Raw genomic sequence first — 17635 nt, 5'->3', positions numbered from 1 at the left:
TAGAAAGTAATTTCACATCTATATTCTAATTGACAAACCCCTTCATTCAATGATAGACTATATCTAGTTTTTATATATGGAGAGGTGTCCGAGTGGTTTAAGGAGCTGGTCTTGAAAACCAGTGACTCCGCAAGGGGCCGTGGGTTCGAATCCCACCCTCTCCGCCACAATACGCTGTTACCAATATGGTGACAGCTTTTTTATTTCACAAAATCATTACGATGTATATTTCACCTTCAAATTTCAATTTGTCGCAGGATAATGCATAGTCGGTAAATTGATTCTGTTCTTCTATACTAGCAACTGGAATACGTAAGGATAGTATTCCATCTTTTCCAATAGAGTCAAATGAAACTCCTGTTTTTCCTAAAATATCTCCTTCAACACTTCTAATTGAATAGATTAAGAACGTAGGTGTAGCTTTACCATTTATTACTCTTATACTAGCGAGTCCTCTGCCGATGCAACATTGTTTTAATGTAATATTGGTATCTCCAACTGGGGCGCGAACAGACATTAATACATCATTTACCTCGGCAATTTTAATTGGGTTTGTTGTCCACACTCCCGAATCATTTATATATAGATTTCCAAAAGCAATTTTACCCTGATGGAATATCATTCCGTTGCCGTCATTATTATAGCTATTTCCACTTGGTGACTGGCCCATTTCTACAGTAGCAATTCTGGAAAGTGGAGCTAAGTTAGACAATCCAAACATTTCGACAAATTTGGATTTTATCTAAAATACTTATCTACCAATGAATTCCTTTCAGCTATGAGAGTAGCAATTCTTTTTTTAGCATCAAATTTGGATTTGAATCAGCCTATATACTTATGATGGGAAGCTTTTACATTATTCTGGTTTACCATTGCATATCTAAGTGTTGTGTCAATTTGCGAGTGGCCTAATAATACTTGAACCTGCTCTATAGGCATTCCTTTATCAATGGCTTTTGTAGCTAATGTCCGTCTAAATTTGTGGGGATGCACTTTTGTAGACTTTAAATTAGAACCAATTTTATGCAAAATAGTTTCTATGCCTCGTATTGATAGTCTATTATGTGGATTATTTAAAGATACAAACAGAGCATTAGTTTTATCATGTCTATTGGCAACATACTCATACAAGTGTATTTTTGTTCTGGCATCAAAATATACCTTTCTCTGTTTATTTCCTTTACCCAAAACTACACATTCGCGTTTTTCAAAATCAACATCAGCTATATTAAGATTAACCAATTCTCCCACACGAATACCGGTGGAAGCAAGAATATCAATAATGGCAAGGTCACGCGAATTAGTACAACTGTCTCTCATTTGTTCTAATTCTTCATCAGAATACACATCTTTAACGGTCTTACCTGTTCTAATCTTATGGATTCTTCTTGCAGGGCTTTTTACAATATAATTCTCATCTTCAAGCCAAGCAAAAAAGCTTGATATGATTCTTCTGATATTATCAAGCGTCACTTTTCCGGCATTGCTTATATTTTCATAATTAGAAATATAGCTTCTAATGTCATTAGTTTCTACTTGCCTCATAGATTTGTTTATTTTCGTAATCATCTTAGATAGAGTAGTTCTGTAATATTTTAGCGTTTTTTCTGAACAGCCTTCTACCTGTTTTGCTGATAGAAATAATTTTAAAAGTTCATCATTAGATTGCTGAGTGTCTCCGCTGTCTTTTGTGAGCAATGCAAAGCTAGCTTCCAAAACTTCATGTAATTTTGCAAGTTGTTCATTATTTAAAATGCCTAACATTCCCTGTTCGATAGTATTAATCAATTTCTTTTTCATAACAAAACCTCCTTAAAGTATTTTTGAAAAGGAATACAGGTAATATTAGGCATTTTTTATCTAAAGTATCTGTCTATTAGTTCTTCGCGTGTTCTATTTAGTTCTTTTAATCTTTCTTGCGCTTCAAATTTCAATTTGTCGCAGGATTTTTTATATTCGCAGAACTCACCATGCTTTAGCTTATCAGGAATTGGAATTTGAATAGAATCAATATGTTCATTTTTTAAATTGTTAATATTGATTCCTTTTGCTAAATCCATAATTTGATTCTTACATTCTTCTAAACTCAAATAAGTTGCAACATATTCTGATGACAATTCTCCTATCGTTCTGATTACGGTGCAGAATGCTCCAAAAGTATATCTACCATCTTTGTTAAATAAAGCTGATTTTCCAACATGTTTAATGCTCCCACTAGAAAAACTCATTAAGATATCACTTTTATCTAAATATTGTGATGGGCTAATCTTAGTATTTGATACATATTGAACATCATCAAAAAGTAACTCTCCATTATAAATATTATTTGCCCTTAAAAGAGTTGTATAACCATCAGTTAAGCTATAATTCAAATCTCTTGGCTCATATGAAACTCCACGTATTTGTTCAATATATGATTTTAATGGTCTTGTAGGGGTGCCACTAAACATTTCGACAAATTTGGATTTAACCTTCTCAGATTGTTCTATTATTATGGTTTGCTCATCAGCAATTTTCTTATCAATAGCTTCAATCTCACCAACAATTTTTTGTTGCTCACCTATAGATGGAACTTGAATGATTAAATTTGCGATTCTTTGTGTAGATGCTCTATTGCTACGAGAAAATCTTTCAAATTCTCCTTCTACTTGGAGCGCTAGTGCCATATATTTAGGTAAAATATCATCTGTTTTTATGCGCAAAACACCACAATGGTCTGTTGGATAGAATGGTTTATTAGCTGGCATAATATTTACCATCCAATCCCCATCAATACCCCATAGAATAGAGGGCATAGAAAAGTCAGTTATATTCTGTTTATTAATTCGTCCAAACTCCTCAAATACGTTAGCACTGTAGATAGGGGTACTGCCATTCTCAACTACTTCATCAGAGAGAACTCGATTTCCAATACTTAAGTCAAAGAAGTTTTTATCGGATAATTTATAATTTTTAAGTCCTGGAATATCTTTTAACACTCTTGTCGGAGTGGTTTTTATAGACTTATTAAATGAAGTTCCGGAAAAATCAAGCATATCTTGTAATCTCAAGCGATAATAGTAGGTATCCAATTCTTCAACATCAAATGTATCTTCCTTAGAGAAAGCATTTCTAACCAGACCCGCTATAGAATTATTATCTCCTCGATCAGATGCATTATATAAACATCCGCCTGCCTTTATTATCTGAATTCCTTCCTGTCCTTTTCTATTGCTCCATTTATAGCCTAAGAATTTTTCTTGTTCCTTGTTTTCATCTGGAGCTGAGATAATCAATGTATCTTGTTTGTAAACTAATGAATAATAGAATAATTTTTCTTGTTCAACAGAAAAAGCATACTCATAGAATTTTTGATTAAACCATTGTTTCTGTTCTGCTTCGGATAAATTCAAGAATGTTTTCTGCGTACGCTTCTTATTGTAATCGGTTGAATTCACAAATTCATTGTAATGCTGACAGAAGTAATTATCGTCTTTCCAGAACGCATAGTCTTCGTTTTTGGATAAGAATGTATTGTAAGTATCCTTCGTTACACCTATTTTCTTTAGATATTCTCTTAAAATAGATGCATCTTCCCAACCAGTAGTATCTGCTCTGGAAAGTATGGCTTCAACACTATCTAACACCATATCTGTTCGTTTTGGTGGTTCATTGAATTTCTGTAAGAAAAGAATCACTGTGTTTGTACCAGTGGCTCCAAAAGTTTTACTTCCTAATGTTGCGATAGCAATCATATTAAAGTTTTTAAGAAGTGATTCACGGGCAGTAATAAAGCTTTCATTTTCTTTATTCAATATACTGCTTGGTAGGATAACGGCAGCAACACCATTTGGCTTTAACAATTGGGATATTCTTTCCACAAATAATGTTTCAATTTCTGAACCATCATTTGAAATTTTCTCTAAAAGATCGAATTGATTATTGGATAATTTCAAATGAGGCTTAAACGCTTTTACTGAATAGGGGGGATTGGCAACAAGAATGTCAAACGATTTAGGCGTTATCTCTTTGTCTGGATAGTTCTCAAGGCCATCACCGAAAATTATATTTCCGCCACCGGCGCCATGCATGAATAGGGAAATTTTAGAGACTCTTGCTAGTCTATAGTCTTTTTCAATGCCGAATATTTTTTTCTCTACCCAGTGATTGGATGAGCTTTCATTATTATTGATTGTATTAGCACTGACCTGAATCGCTTCAAATCCCTCCGTTAAGAAATGACCTGCTCCACAGGCATAATCGATAATTTTAGGGTATTCAATGCCATCAGTTTTAGTCATTATTTCTTTTAACGGAAGACTGTCCCATATAAAACGAGTGATAGGAGTAGGTGTGAAAAATTGACCTTCATTCTGTTTAAAACCTTTATTCAGCAATTGCTCAAATAAATCTCCTAGCATCTGAAGATCTGCGGAACCGATAATTCTATAATCTTGAAAGAGCTGTACCATTTCAACCAAAATTTTACCATTTTGATAGAAAAGTTCTTCGTTATGAACATCTTTAAATGCAAAATCATTATTGGTATAGAATTTTAGGATACGAAGTGTATTCTTTAATTCTTCAATCATTTTTACTCGTTTTTGGCTGGTATATTGTTTTACAAGCTTCTCTGCATAATCATCAGACACATAGTAAATCTCTTCACGCATAAATTCCTCCATACCTTCCTTATGAAGTCTTTGTAGGCGATCTTGTAGAGATTCATAGGTATCTGTACCTACTTTATATTGAAATTCAACGATATCATCATCATCTTTTTGCAATTCATCTACCAATTTACAAATAAAAAGTGCAATTAATCTATTGAATGCATTCTCTTTATCAGAGACATTGTTATGTCTCAAAATCTCTTCAAAGCGATTGACAACCTTATCATCTCCCGAAAAATCTACTAAATCTCTTTTTCTTAATGGTTTTACTCCTACTTGATAAGCCACAGAATCATCTCTAAAAAAAATATCGTCTAATAGTCTTCTTTCATGTGTTTCCTTCCAAACATTATGAAGATCAGGAACAGTATATGCATTTTTATATAGTTGTATAGAGGAATCCTTTTTTGCTAATTCTTCTAAGTTTTTATCATCACTACAATCTATCGCACGAACTTTATATTCAACTTTCCCTTTATTCAGCGTTGATGTATAAAGCGCCAGCCATTTACAATGTTTTTCTTGTTGCCAATATGAAAATAGTTGAGCACCATCATGTATCGTATCCTTTAGCGCCTTTTCATATTCTTTTCCATAGGTTTTGCATTCAATAATAAAGAGTGTTTTACCAGTATCCTCTTTTACTAATACATCCGCTCTACCACTTTTTTGTTCATGTCCTAACGACCACGTCTTTTCTAACTCTATATGTTCTGGCCTGTATCCCTTGTCTAATAATCTTGTCACACATTCCAAAACCACAAAATTTTCTGACTCACTAAAATTACACGTTGTTTTTTTATGAACCTTTAGTCCACTTTCTTCTGGATATTCTATAGTTTTTTCTTTAAAATTAACTATAATAGCACATCCAAATTCTTGATATTCCTTTATAAAAGTATCTTTATCTTCTTTATACCCAATAGAATTAAGAACATCTTTCAAATTTGATATTGTTATCAATCTTAATCCTCCCTAATCTTTAAATATATCTTCTAAGGTCTTCTCTTTAAGTATAACATACTTCAAAAAAACTATATAAGCCACCTGTATCTTTTGATTGAGAATTTGCTTAACTAGCACTGATCTAAAAAAGCCCAATACCTCTATATCCCACAGAATCGCAGTTACGCGTAGTAGCCTCGTGGCGTAGCTCCCACCTAAATGACACAAACACAAGAAGAGCACGGTATGCTCCGAACAAACATTATGAAATACCGTTTGTGAGGAGTATACCGTGCTCTTCCCTTTCATCATATTCAGTTAAAACGCCACAGGCTACATAGCGGAGCAAGATTAGTCTTTGAGTTCAGAATTTCCAAGCCCTGTTTTACGGAATATAGCAAAGATAACGCTTAATAAGATTGCTGTTACTGTTGCCAATCCCATACCTTGCAACACAACGGGGCCAATTGCTAATTTCGCACCGCTCAAACCAACAACTAGTACTACAGATGTTAAAATCAAGTTAGAAGATTTCGTATAATCTACCTTGCGTTCTACTAGCATACGTAGACCAGAGGCAGCGATGATACCGAATAATAAAATACTTACACCACCCATAACTGGAACTGGAATCGCATGGATTAACGCGGCTACTTTACCAACGAAGGAGAACAAAATAGCAAGTACTGCAGCGCCAGCAATAACAAAAGTACTGAACACGCGTGTAATCGCCATAACACCGATATTTTCTCCATATGTTGTATTTGGTGTAGCACCAAATAAACCGGATAACACATTGGATAAACCATCTGCAAATAAAGAACGGCTCAATCCTGGATCTTTCATTAAATCACGACCAATGATATTGCTTGTAACTACAATATGACCAACATGTTCCGCAAATACTACGAATAAAGCTGGCATAATCATTAAGATAGCATTGATATTAAATTCTGGCTCATAGAATTGAGGGAATGCAAACCAAGGCGCATTCGTTACACTTGTGAAATCTACTACTCCCATGATGGCAGCGGCCACATAGCCAGACACTACGCCAATTAATACAGGAATGACTGCAAAGAATCCACGGAATAATACAGTACCTAGGATTGTTACAGCTAAGGAGAACAAGGATAAAAACAACACTTGTTCATGAGTCATACCAAAAGTTTGCCATTGATCTCCAATGATACCTGCCATTCCCATAGCTACTGGAGCAACTTCTAGACCGATAACGGCAACAATAGCGCCCATCGCTGCTGGCGGGAATAATACATCAATCCATTTAATACCAATGAATTTAACTAATAAAGCCAATAGCATAAAGGCCACACCAAAGGCAATAAAACCACCTTGCGCAGCTCCATACGTCATCCCAGAGGCTACTACAGCACTTACTGGTCCAATGAAGGCAAAGCTAGATCCCAAATAGGAAGGAATCTTTCCTTGACAAATTAATACGTATAAAATAGTACCAATACCATTCATAAATAAGGACGTAGCTGGATCAACTTTCAATAAAAATGGTACTAATACAGTCGCCCCGAACATAGCAAATAAATGCTGGAAACTAAGTGGTAGCAACTTAGCGAAAGATGGGCGTTCTTGAACATCAATAAAATCTTTCATAGTTCATCTCTTTCTGTGTGAATCACACTTAATATATTAAGACCTAGGTTGAAATCGATGCCATGTTTCTTCACCAATGGATGGTAAATGACGGGTCGTTCCAATTTGTTTACGTGCGTATTGATTGCGACGCGCAATATTTAATAATATTCCTATAACAGCAAAATTCGTTACCAGAGAGGAACCACCGTAACTAATAAATGGCAAAGGAACCCCAGTAACTGGTACTAAGCCTACTACCATAGCAATATTAAAAAATGCTTGAATCGTGATAAAAAATGTAAGTCCTATAGCTAATATTTGACCTAATACATCTCTAGATTGACGAGCAATAGAAAGGCCATATTTCGTAAACCATAAGAAGAAAAAAGCTACCAAGCAAACACCTAAAAAGCCAAATTCTTGAGAAAAAATAGAGAAAGCAAAGTCTGTATGAGCTTCTGGCAAGTAATTGTATTTAGAAATTCCTTTCGTAAATCCTTCTCCCCAAAGTCCCCCAATGGACACACTCAATATACTTTGAGTTACCTGGTATCCATTGACCGTGGTATCTGACCATGGATCATAAAAGGCTACTACACGGAGCCAACGATATTCCGTATAGCGAACCAACACATACCCAACAGCGATGAGTAAACAAAATACTACGCCCAAATATTTCCAGTCTGATTTTCGATAGCCTATGCAAAATGTCATTACTGTAGGAAATAATACAATCAAAACAGCTGTCCCCATGTCTGGTTGAAACATGGTAATCACAGCATATAGAATGGGTACTGCAAAGGCCGATGGCAATAGCAAATTTGGATGTAATTTACCGGGAGTTCCTCGAAACTGTTTCCACAGTCTGTTCATTTGAAATGTAATGAAGGCCCACACTTTCCAAAGCCAGCCTAAACCTTTATATTGTCCCCATTCATGAAGCTCAAATAAATGCATAATGCCTCGTTGTTTCACTTGTTTATCAATACGATAAGCAGCCCAAAGCATGGCTGCCAACTTTGCGAACTCTGATGGTTGAACAGTTAACCCCAAAGGTACACTAATCCAGCGTCGTGCTCCATTGGCACCATGTCCCAGAAACGGTATAAAAACGACGCCCATAAGGATGAGCACAGCAATCAACAGTTTACGTTGTACCTTAGGATCTCCCCATTTACGATAATCAAAGCGATAGAAACCCCAAGCTACTAAAATACCTGCCCCTAAGAATAATGCTTGTTTACCTAAGAGAAGCCAAAAGGGTTTCCAATTATCTCCCCCTTGCAATGTCGTTGTATAGGTCGCACTATAACCATTCAAAAAACCTATTAAGATAATGCCAAAAAGAGGGACTAAAATACCTTGTCCATCATGTTTAATAACACGTTTGTAGAGCATTTTTATTTGCTGCCATACCCCAGGGGATGGAACTGGCGAACTAGTTTTCTCCTGCATTTGTCGTATCACTTCCTTTAGCTGGCTTAATCGCCTCTAAGCGGAAAATTGGCTGCCCTTTAGCACTGAACTTTTCTTCATATTCTGTGCGTACATTTGGCATATCCGTACTATGTAAATCATAACTTACATTCTTTAATATCCAACCAGAATGTTCGAACTCCTCCAAGGAGAACATAAACAATCCTTCATTATCTGTTTTAAAATGGATCTCTCCATTCTCTTTCAACAATCTTGCATAGCGATCTAGAAACGTATGATAGGTCAAACGGCGTTTTGCATGCTTTGCTTTTGGCCAAGGATCACAGAAGTTGATATAAAAACGGTCAACCTCACCTGGTGCCACTACTTCTTCAATCCCCGCAATATCAAACAGGCTCACTTTACCATTCTCAGCTTTTTGTTCATACAATTTTTGAGCTGCATAGTATAACACACCAATTTGCACTTCAAAACCAACAAAGTTTGCCTCTGGATGGGCTTCACACATACCGGCAATGAACTTTCCTTTTCCTGTTCCTAACTCCATATATAATGGCTTAGAAGGATCTGCGAAACTTTCACGCCATTTTCCCTTGAAAACTTCGTGATTCTCTAGTACAGTATATGTATTATATTCCAGGATTGCTTCATCAATCCATGGTTTTCTACGTAAACGCATAATATCTCCTTTTACTACAATCTTATCTTTATTATTATAGTACAACATCTGTTCTATGTCAGTACTCACTTATAATTTTTTTGTTTCTATGAAAGGTTTTCCTATGAAAGCATTAGTATTATCTAGTGGTGGGGTAGATTCTACCACCTGTTTAGCTATGGCTATCGATGCTTTAGGCAGAGACAACGTAAGTGCCCTGTCCATTTGGTATGGGCAAAAGCACAAAAAAGAATTAGATTCTGCAAGAGCCATTGCTGACTATTATGTCATTCCTCACTATGAATTAGACTTGACTCAGGTGATGTCCTATTCCAACTCATCCCTCCTATCTTCTTCTACTGAAAGCATTGATCACCGTACTTATGGCGAACAAATTGCAGAGACCGGTTCCGTATCCACTTATGTTCCATTCCGCAATGGTCTTATACTCTCCATGGCAGCTAGTTTAGCCCTTAGTCTATATCCAGATGAAGAAGTGACAATTTATATCGGCGCCCATGCTGATGATGCCGCAGGCAATGCTTATCCCGACTGTCGACCCGACTTTAACCATCACATGAATGAAGCCATTTATATTGGGTCGTATAACAAAGTACGCCTCTATGCTCCCCTCAATGATATGAACAAATCCCAAGTTGTCCAAGAAGGATTACGCTTACAAGTACCGTATCGTCTAACATGGTCTTGCTACGAAGGTGGCGATATTCCTTGCCACACCTGCGGGACTTGTCGTGATCGAGAGCAAGCTTTCGCCGATAACGGCATCGTAGATCCTTTACTATCATCATAATATGCAAAAAGCTATTCAATCCTAACGGAATGAATAGCTTTTATTGTTCTTTAGTCACTTCGATGACCTGACTTGAATTCGCATCAATCGTCACATACATGGTGTCTCCATGGATAGTCAACACCATATGGTATCGAGCAATATATCCATTTGTTTCCAATTCCCAACGAACTAGTCGAGCATCACTACCCAACATAGCAATTGCTACTTGCGTAGCCTCATCAGGATTGATTACATTTCCTAAATCAATGGTAGCAGATTCTACCATCGGCTCTTGCGCACTCTTTACAGCAGCACTTAGTACTTGCCCCGTTGTGGCATCAATGGTCACACTATGACCTGCTTCAGAGGATACACCCGCTACTTCGTAACTTTTACGGTTATCTTGTGCTTCAAATGATATCCCTTTCACTTGTGCTGTTGGATATTGTTTCTTATAAAGATTGACAGCCCCCTTCGCATCTACTAAGATGGGATCTGTCCCATCACTAGCCTCTACTGCATCCGATGAAGTAGGCGCTGCTTTTATTTCAGCTAAAGGTAACTTTTTCATCGTAATGGGCTCTGCATCTGGCGATGTTATAGTGGTGGATACTGTTTCTTCCCCAGTATAACATAAATACCATGAAATTATCCCTACAAAAACAATCGCACAAATGCTTAGGATACTTATGAGTATCTTGCGTTTCATATGGCATCCTTTTTACACACTAATTGTTTCCCCATTAGTATACACCATCATTATGAAAGTAAAATGAACTACTACTTTATACTTTCACAATATATCGTAATACACCATAACTGATTTCATAGAGTAAAATCATAGGACCTGCAATCATGGTTTGAGATAACATATCCGGTGTTGGTGAAATAGCTGCACCAATGATAAACGCCAATAGAATAAACATTTTCCGATATTGCCGTAATCGTTCCGATGAAAGAATACCAATCACACCTAGAGCAATCAATATAAGTGGCAGTTCAAAGGTAATACCAAATGGCAAAATGAAAGCGATGACAAAATCAATATACTGACCTATGGAAAACAAAGGCTGTAATTCATCAGTACCAAAGCCAATAAAAAATTGTATGGCCATTGGCAAGACTAAATAATACGAAAACAGTACACCTACCACGAATAAGGTAACTGCTGTAGGCACTACCATGAATGTTACCTTTTTTTCACCTTTTGATAAAGCTGGTATAATAAACGCCCATAACTGATAAAACCAAATAGGGCTAGATATAATACACCCTGCAACTAGGGAAATTTTCATATAGGTAAAGAAAGCTTCCGTCGGTTTTGTATAATATAGCTTTCCAGCCGGTGCCACTAAAATCTGCAGAATATCTTCCACATAATAGTAGGCGCCCAAAGTGCCTATGATAATCGCTACAATGGCTACCACTAGACGAATACGAAGCTCATCTAAGTGATCCACAATTGACATGGATGACGCTTCTTCCATGAGTTTCGCTTCCGTTTCCGTATAGTTGTCCTGTTGCAACAAGGCGTCTTGCTCTGCCTGTTGCTGAGCAAGACGCTTTCTTTGCGCTATCACACTATTCAAGGATGGACGTTTGGCAGTCATATCAAAGTCTTTTACTTGAAATTCTTTCATACTTACACCTTACGGTTCGATAATTTTTCAAGAACAGTTTCTAAAATATCTTTTCCTTTGAAGGACGGTAATTGCTCTAATGCTATCTCTGCTTGTCTGCGATACATCGCCTCAAGGGTTAAGGCTTTTTCTATACCGCCTTCCGCAACGACATAATCCAACAATTCTTTTGTATCTTGTCCATGACGAATCTCTTCTATCATCGTCGTCAAACGAGATGTATTTTCTGCTGTCACGATAGATAATAATGGATAGGTCAAAATACCTTCTTTTACATCCTTACCTACCGGTTTTCCTGTTGTCACCGTTTGCTCACGATAATCCATGACATCATCAGTAATTTGGAAGGCCATTCCTAAGCCATGACCATAGGTGCGCAATAATGAAATACGCTCCTCTGACCACCCACCAAGAATGCCACCTAATGCCAAACAACCTTCAATAAAGTCTGCTGTTTTCTTTTGTGTTTTTAATAAATATCGGTCTGTACCTTGATCTAATCGGTACACATCTTCCATTTGCATAAATTCGCCTTCTACCAAGGCCGAAATAATTTCAGAAAAAATAGTTAAACATGGAATAGATCCGATTTCAGCTACAATACCAAATGCCTTAGCAAATAAATAGTCTCCGCTGAGGATAGCCACTTTATTGCCTTTCGTACAATGAATAGAAGTCACACCACGTCGCACTTCTGCTTGGTCTAATACATCATCATGAATGAGTGTAGCCAAGTGTAACATCTCAATGGCTGCCGCCATACGTACTCTATCTTCTTGTTTGGAATCTCCACTTAAGGCAATCAGCAAACACAATTGCGCCCGTAATCGCTTGCCGCCCCCTGCTGAAAGAGGACGAATGAGTGTATTAAAATCTTCTGCCCCAGTTTGTAGAGATTGTTGCAAATATGTTTCTACGCGTTCTAAATCTTTAGATACTCGTAGTTTCATTTGTGCATCTGTAAGAATACTCATTCCTCTTCCCCCAATAAGACTGCATTAATACGTGCTAATAAACAATCACGACCAGTATGTTTTAAAGAACTATATAAAATTGGCGAATGTCCAGTTGGGTAGCGTTCTTCAATAGCTTTTAACTGTTTTTGTCGCTCGTTCATTTTTAATTTATCTGCTTTGGTCACCACGATTTGTAAAGGCACTCCATGTGATTGCAACCAATCAAAGGCTTCCTGATCAATAGGTAACTCAGGATGACGACCATCAATGAGTAAGCATAATAGCATCATCCGTTCACTTTGTAAAATATAATTGGCAATGAAGGAAGACCAAATATTAGTATTGAATCCACCTGTTTTAGCATATCCATAACCTGGTAAATCAACTAAGAACCAATCAAAGCGACGTTCCATATCATCTGGTAAATCTTCCTTTGATTCTATACTAAAGAAGTTGATTGTTTTCGTTTTACCCGGCGTACCGCTAACCAGTGCTAACCCTCGATGATTGCATAAAGAGTTTATCAAAGAAGATTTTCCCACATTGGAGCGTCCCAAGAAGGCGATTTCAATAGTATCGCCTTCTGGATATTGATCCGCCTTCACCGCAGACGCAATATATTTCGCTGCGATGATGCGGGGACCTGTCGTCTCTTTTCTGGTATACACTGGTTTGGGATGGCGTTTTACTGCTGGTTTCTTCTTCATAGTAATGCCTTTTCTAATACTTCTTCCATCGTTTTCACAGGAGTGATAATCAATCCTTCTTTGACGATATCCGGTAAGTCTGAAATATCCTTTTTATTGCCTTCTGGAATAAGTACTTCTTTCACTCCATAGCGTAGAGCTGCTAATAGTTTTTCTTTCAAGCCTCCGATTGGTAATACTCTACCACGTAAGGTAATTTCTCCAGTCATGGCAATATCAGAGCGTACTTTTTTACCGGTCAAAGCAGATACGATTGCCAGTGTCATCGTAATTCCCGCAGACGGACCATCCTTCGGTGTAGCCCCTTCTGGTAGATGAACATGAATATCCAGTTCCTTATGAAATTTTTCTGGCAACTTCAACTCTTGTTGACGATGACGAATGTAGGACATAGCCGCTTGACCAGATTCCTGCATCACTTTTCCTAGGCTACCCGTAAGATTTAATTTACCCGTACCTTGCATAGTTGTGGCTTCACATGGTAACACCACACCGCCTACAGAGGTCCAAGCCAATCCATATACAAGACCGACTTGTGCTTGTTTTTCCCGAGATTCTTCCACAAATTTAGGAATACCTAGGTAATCTTCTAAATTTTTTACTGTTACTTTAGGTGCTTTTTTGCCCTCTGTAACTACAGCAAATGCTAATTTACGACAAATTTTAGCGATGGTTTTTTCTAGGGTACGCACTCCTGCTTCACGAGTATATTCAGAAATCACACGTTTTAATACAGCATCCGAAAGTTTTACGCCTTGGTCTTGTAAGCCATGTTTTTCAATTTGTTTTGGTACTAAATAACGTTTAGCAATTTCTAGCTTTTCTTCTTCTGTATAGCTACTGAGCTCGATGATTTCCATACGATCCAATAATGGTCTAGGAATATTGCCTGCTACATTGGCAGTCGTAATCCAGAATACATCAGAGAAATCAAATGGAATTTCAATGTAATGGTCACTGAATGTACTATTTTGTTCAGGATCTAACACTTCTAATAAGGCAGATGATGGATCCCCTTTATAGTCGGATGCTAATTTGTCAATTTCATCAAGCAAGAATACAGGGTTACGAGTCCCTGCATTTTTAAGCCCTTGAATCATACGACCTGGCAAGGCCCCTACATAAGTACGGCGATGCCCTCGAATTTCAGCTTCATCACGAACACCACCTAAGGAAGCGCGGATAAACTTACGATTCATAGCTTTTGCAATAGAGCTTGCTAAGGATGTTTTACCTACCCCTGGTGGCCCTACTAAACATAAGATAGATCCACCTTGTTTACCAGATAATTTGCGCACCGCTAAGAATTCTAAAATGCGTTTCTTAATTTTTTCTAAACCATAATGGTCGCCATCAAGTACTTCACTAGCTTCTTTCAATTCTAGACGATCATCTGACAAGGTATTCCAAGGTAATTGTAATAACCAATCAATGTAGTTGCGCAAAATATTGGATTCAGGCATCATTTGAGGCATACGACTATAGCGAGTAATCTCTTTGTCAATCCTTGTATGGATATCCTCTGGCAATTCTAATTTTGCCAGTTGCTCACGTAACTCTCCTGCCTCTTGATCAGGGTCCATTTTATCCCCTAATTCATCATGAATAATACGTATTTTTTCACGCAAGAAATATTCTTTTTGTGCCTTTTCCATGGATTGACGGACTTGGTTATTGATGGAATTTTCTATATCCGTGATTTGTAGTTCTGTATTTAATACGCCTACAACCATATTTAAGCGTCGATTTATGGACAATTCTTCTAAAATACTTTGACGCACTTTTATTTGGATAGGCACAAGGAATGCCACTTGATCTGCCCATTCACTAGCATCAGAACTACCCAATACATGATCGAGTCCTTCGTCAGTATTTGGCTTAATCACTTCTACCCATTGAGCAAATTTAGATTGTAAAATACGACGGTATGCTTCTTCTTCCATTGGATCTTCATGAATCGATTCCAACGGAGTTACTGTAGCTTCATAATAAGGCTCCATAGATAGAATGGCATCTAGTCTAACACGAGTTACGCCTTCTACTAAAATGCGAACCACGCCCCCTGGTAAACGGAGCATTTGATTTATTTTAACAATCGTCCCAACCTTGCCTAATTCTTCCAAGGTAGGAGTTTCGATACTTTCATCTTTCTGAGTAGATACCACCAAATATTGGTCTTTATCCATAGCTGCTTTGACAGCTTGTACAGATGTAGTGCGACCAATATCTAATTGTGTTACTACTTTGGGAAATACGACCATTCCACGTAGGGGAACCATCGGTAATGTCATAGGTTTAGTTTCCATTGAACCTCCCAGTACTATATGATAAAAAGAAACCCATTCCGCCTTTGAAATGAGTTTCTTTGCCTTTACTATCTGATTACTTCAGCGTGGACTCATTTATTGAGTATTGGCTCTTCTTCGCCACGAACCGCTTTATCTGTTACAATGCATTCTTTTACATCCTTCATAGATGGGACTTCATACATCACACGTTTCATAACTTTTTCAATAATGGCCCGTAATCCGCGTGCTCCCGTATTGCGTTCTAAGGCTTCTTTTGCAATCTCATGGAGTGCATCTGATTCAAAGACTAATTTTACATCATCTAAAGCCAGCATTTTTTCGTATTGCTTAGTCAATGCATTTTTAGGCTCTGTCAAAATTTTAATTAAAGCCTCTTCATCAAGTGGGCTGAGCGTAACCATCACTGGCAATCGTCCGATAAATTCAGGAATTAACCCGAATTTTTGTAAATCTTCTGGCACAACTTCTTTCAAAATAGAGGCTACATCTTTTTCCTCTTTCTTTTGAATATCTGCACCAAAACCTAATGTTTTCTTTGCAGTTCGTTTCGTAATCACTTTTTCCATGCCATCGAAAGCACCACCGCAAATAAACAAGATATTTGTTGTATCTAAATGTAACATCTCTTGATTTGGATGTTTCCGTCCTCCTTGCGGTGGTACAGAGGCTACTGTTCCTTCTAGGATTTTCAGTAATGCTTGTTGTACACCTTCACCGGATACATCGCGAGTAATAGACGGATTTTCTGATTTACGAGCAATTTTATCGATTTCATCAATATAGATGATACCGCGTTCAGCTAGCTCGATATCATGATCGGCAGCTTGAATGAGTTTAAGAAGAATGTTTTCTACATCTTCCCCTACATAGCCTGCCTCTGTCAAACTAGTAGCATCTGCCATAGCAAATGGTACCTGTAACATTTTTGCTAATGTTTGGGCCAATAATGTTTTCCCACTACCTGTGGGTCCAATAAATAGTACATTGGACTTTTGTAGTTCCACATCATCAATGACATTATCATGTTGCAAACGTTTGTAATGATTATATACGGCTACAGATAAGGAAACTTTAGCATCATCTTGACCAATGACATACTGATCAAGATGCGCTTTAATTTCTTTTGGAGTCGGGATATCGTTTAAATCAAACGTTTCCGGTAGTTCTTCAATTTTGTCTTCCTCAATAATATGCTGGCATACATCAATACATTCATTACAAATGAATACATTAGGTCCTGCTATCAATCGTTCGACTTCCGTTTCTGCTCTACCGCAAAAATTACAACGTCTTTCTTTATCGTCTTTATTCAAACCCCTATCTCCTTATTTTTTTGCCGAAGACGGACGTGTTAACACCTCATCAATCAAACCATATGTTTTTGCTGCCTCCGCAGACATGAAATTATCACGATCTGTATCTTGCGCAATCACTTCTATTGGTTGACCTGTATGGTAAGCTAACACACCATTCAATTCTTCTCGCAACCGTAATATTTCACGAGCGTGAATTTCAATTTCAGATGCTTGCCCTTGAACACCGCCCAGTGGTTGATGAATCATAATGCGAGAGTGTGGTAAGGCGTAGCGTTTACCTGGTTCTCCCGCTGTGAGCAACAAGGAACCCATACTAGCCGCTGAGCCTACACAAATTGTAGATACATCTGGTTTAATGTACTGCATAGTATCGTAAATGGCCATACCAGCAGTTACCACTCCCCCAGGGCTATTAATGTACAAGTGAATATCTTTATCTGGATCTTCCGATTCTAAGAATAGCAATTGGGCTACGATACTGTTAGCTACCGTATCATCAATTGGGCCACTCAATAGAATAATTCGATCTTTTAATAGACGAGAATAAATATCGTAGGAGCGCTCACCGCGACCAGTTTGCTCTACCACGATTGGCACATACATAGACATCT

Annotated in this window: 14 protein-coding genes and 1 tRNA gene; 2 read left to right on the top strand and 13 right to left on the bottom strand. The window is 37.6% G+C overall.

Translation table 11 applies throughout. The features are described from left to right. Positions 1-78 precede the first annotated feature (78 nt). A tRNA-Ser gene (locus tag EO117_RS02030) sits at positions 79-167 on the top strand. Between the two features lie 38 nt (positions 168-205). Here the strand turns inward: EO117_RS02030 and EO117_RS02025 are convergent. From EO117_RS02025 to trmB, 6 genes are all read right to left on the bottom strand, one after another. After that, entirely contained in the window at positions 206-721 is a 516-nt protein-coding gene (locus EO117_RS02025; protein ID WP_126938856.1) for a restriction endonuclease subunit S, read from the bottom strand. Positions 722-822: 101 nt separating this feature from the next. Continuing rightward, positions 823-1800, bottom strand: coding sequence for a site-specific tyrosine recombinase/integron integrase (xerA, locus tag EO117_RS02020; protein ID WP_126938855.1), 978 nt, complete (start codon positions 1798-1800; stop codon positions 823-825). Between the two features lie 56 nt (positions 1801-1856). Next, on the bottom strand, positions 1857-5597 hold the full coding sequence (locus EO117_RS02015; protein WP_206168578.1) for an N-6 DNA methylase: 3741 nt from the start codon (positions 5595-5597) through the stop codon (positions 1857-1859). 351 nt (positions 5598-5948) lie between these two features. Next, complete coding sequence (gene uraA, locus EO117_RS02010) at positions 5949-7226, bottom strand: uracil permease (RefSeq protein WP_126938853.1); 1278 nt, start codon at positions 7224-7226, stop codon at positions 5949-5951. A gap of 36 nt (positions 7227-7262) precedes the next feature. Further along, positions 7263-8663 carry an FtsW/RodA/SpoVE family cell cycle protein gene (locus EO117_RS02005; RefSeq protein ID WP_126938852.1) on the bottom strand — a complete coding sequence of 467 codons (1401 nt, stop codon included), beginning with the start codon at positions 8661-8663 and terminating at the stop codon, positions 7263-7265. After that, a complete protein-coding gene (trmB, locus tag EO117_RS02000) occupies positions 8647-9324 on the bottom strand; it encodes a tRNA (guanosine(46)-N7)-methyltransferase TrmB (RefSeq protein WP_126938944.1) in 678 nt (225 codons plus the stop codon). The genes EO117_RS02005 and trmB overlap by 17 nt, the downstream gene beginning before the upstream one ends. A 103-nt stretch (positions 9325-9427) precedes the next feature. Here trmB and queC point away from each other — a divergent pair, with 103 nt between their 5' ends. Beyond that, complete coding sequence (gene queC, locus EO117_RS01995) at positions 9428-10114, top strand: 7-cyano-7-deazaguanine synthase QueC (protein ID WP_126938943.1); 687 nt, start codon at positions 9428-9430, stop codon at positions 10112-10114. A 40-nt stretch (positions 10115-10154) separates the two neighbouring features. Here queC and EO117_RS01990 read toward each other — a convergent pair whose 3' ends face one another. The 7 genes from EO117_RS01990 to clpP all read right to left on the bottom strand — a co-directional run bounded on the left by EO117_RS01990 (position 10155) and on the right by clpP (position 17627). Then, positions 10155-10805, bottom strand: coding sequence for a PepSY domain-containing protein (locus EO117_RS01990; RefSeq protein WP_126938851.1), 651 nt, complete (start codon positions 10803-10805; stop codon positions 10155-10157). A gap of 76 nt (positions 10806-10881) precedes the next feature. Then, positions 10882-11736: a twin-arginine translocase subunit TatC gene (gene tatC / locus EO117_RS01985; protein WP_126938850.1), complete on the bottom strand. Its 855-nt coding sequence runs from the start codon at positions 11734-11736 to the stop codon at positions 10882-10884. A 2-nt stretch (positions 11737-11738) separates the two neighbouring features. Beyond that, the gene (locus EO117_RS01980) at positions 11739-12710 is read right to left on the bottom strand and encodes a polyprenyl synthetase family protein (protein ID WP_126938849.1); all 972 of its coding nucleotides are present in this window, start codon (positions 12708-12710) and stop codon (positions 11739-11741) included. After that, positions 12707-13399 carry a ribosome biogenesis GTP-binding protein YihA/YsxC gene (yihA, locus tag EO117_RS01975; RefSeq protein WP_126938848.1) on the bottom strand — a complete coding sequence of 231 codons (693 nt, stop codon included), beginning with the start codon at positions 13397-13399 and terminating at the stop codon, positions 12707-12709. Before yihA ends, EO117_RS01980 begins: the two co-directional genes overlap by 4 nt. Then, the gene (gene lon / locus EO117_RS01970) at positions 13396-15705 is read right to left on the bottom strand and encodes an endopeptidase La (RefSeq protein ID WP_126938847.1); all 2310 of its coding nucleotides are present in this window, start codon (positions 15703-15705) and stop codon (positions 13396-13398) included. The genes yihA and lon overlap by 4 nt, the downstream gene beginning before the upstream one ends. Before the next feature lie 92 nt (positions 15706-15797). Then, entirely contained in the window at positions 15798-17021 is a 1224-nt protein-coding gene (gene clpX / locus EO117_RS01965) for an ATP-dependent Clp protease ATP-binding subunit ClpX (RefSeq protein WP_126938846.1), read from the bottom strand. 12 nt (positions 17022-17033) lie between these two features. Further along, entirely contained in the window at positions 17034-17627 is a 594-nt protein-coding gene (gene clpP, locus EO117_RS01960; RefSeq protein WP_206168581.1) for an ATP-dependent Clp endopeptidase proteolytic subunit ClpP, read from the bottom strand. Positions 17628-17635 lie beyond the last annotated feature (8 nt).

This window comes from Veillonella sp. VA142, assembly GCF_003992135.1.
In the GTDB taxonomy this organism is placed as follows: domain Bacteria; phylum Bacillota; class Negativicutes; order Veillonellales; family Veillonellaceae; genus F0422.
The sequence above is the reverse complement of the archived record's forward strand: the minus strand, read 5'-3'. Positions and strand labels throughout refer to the sequence as shown.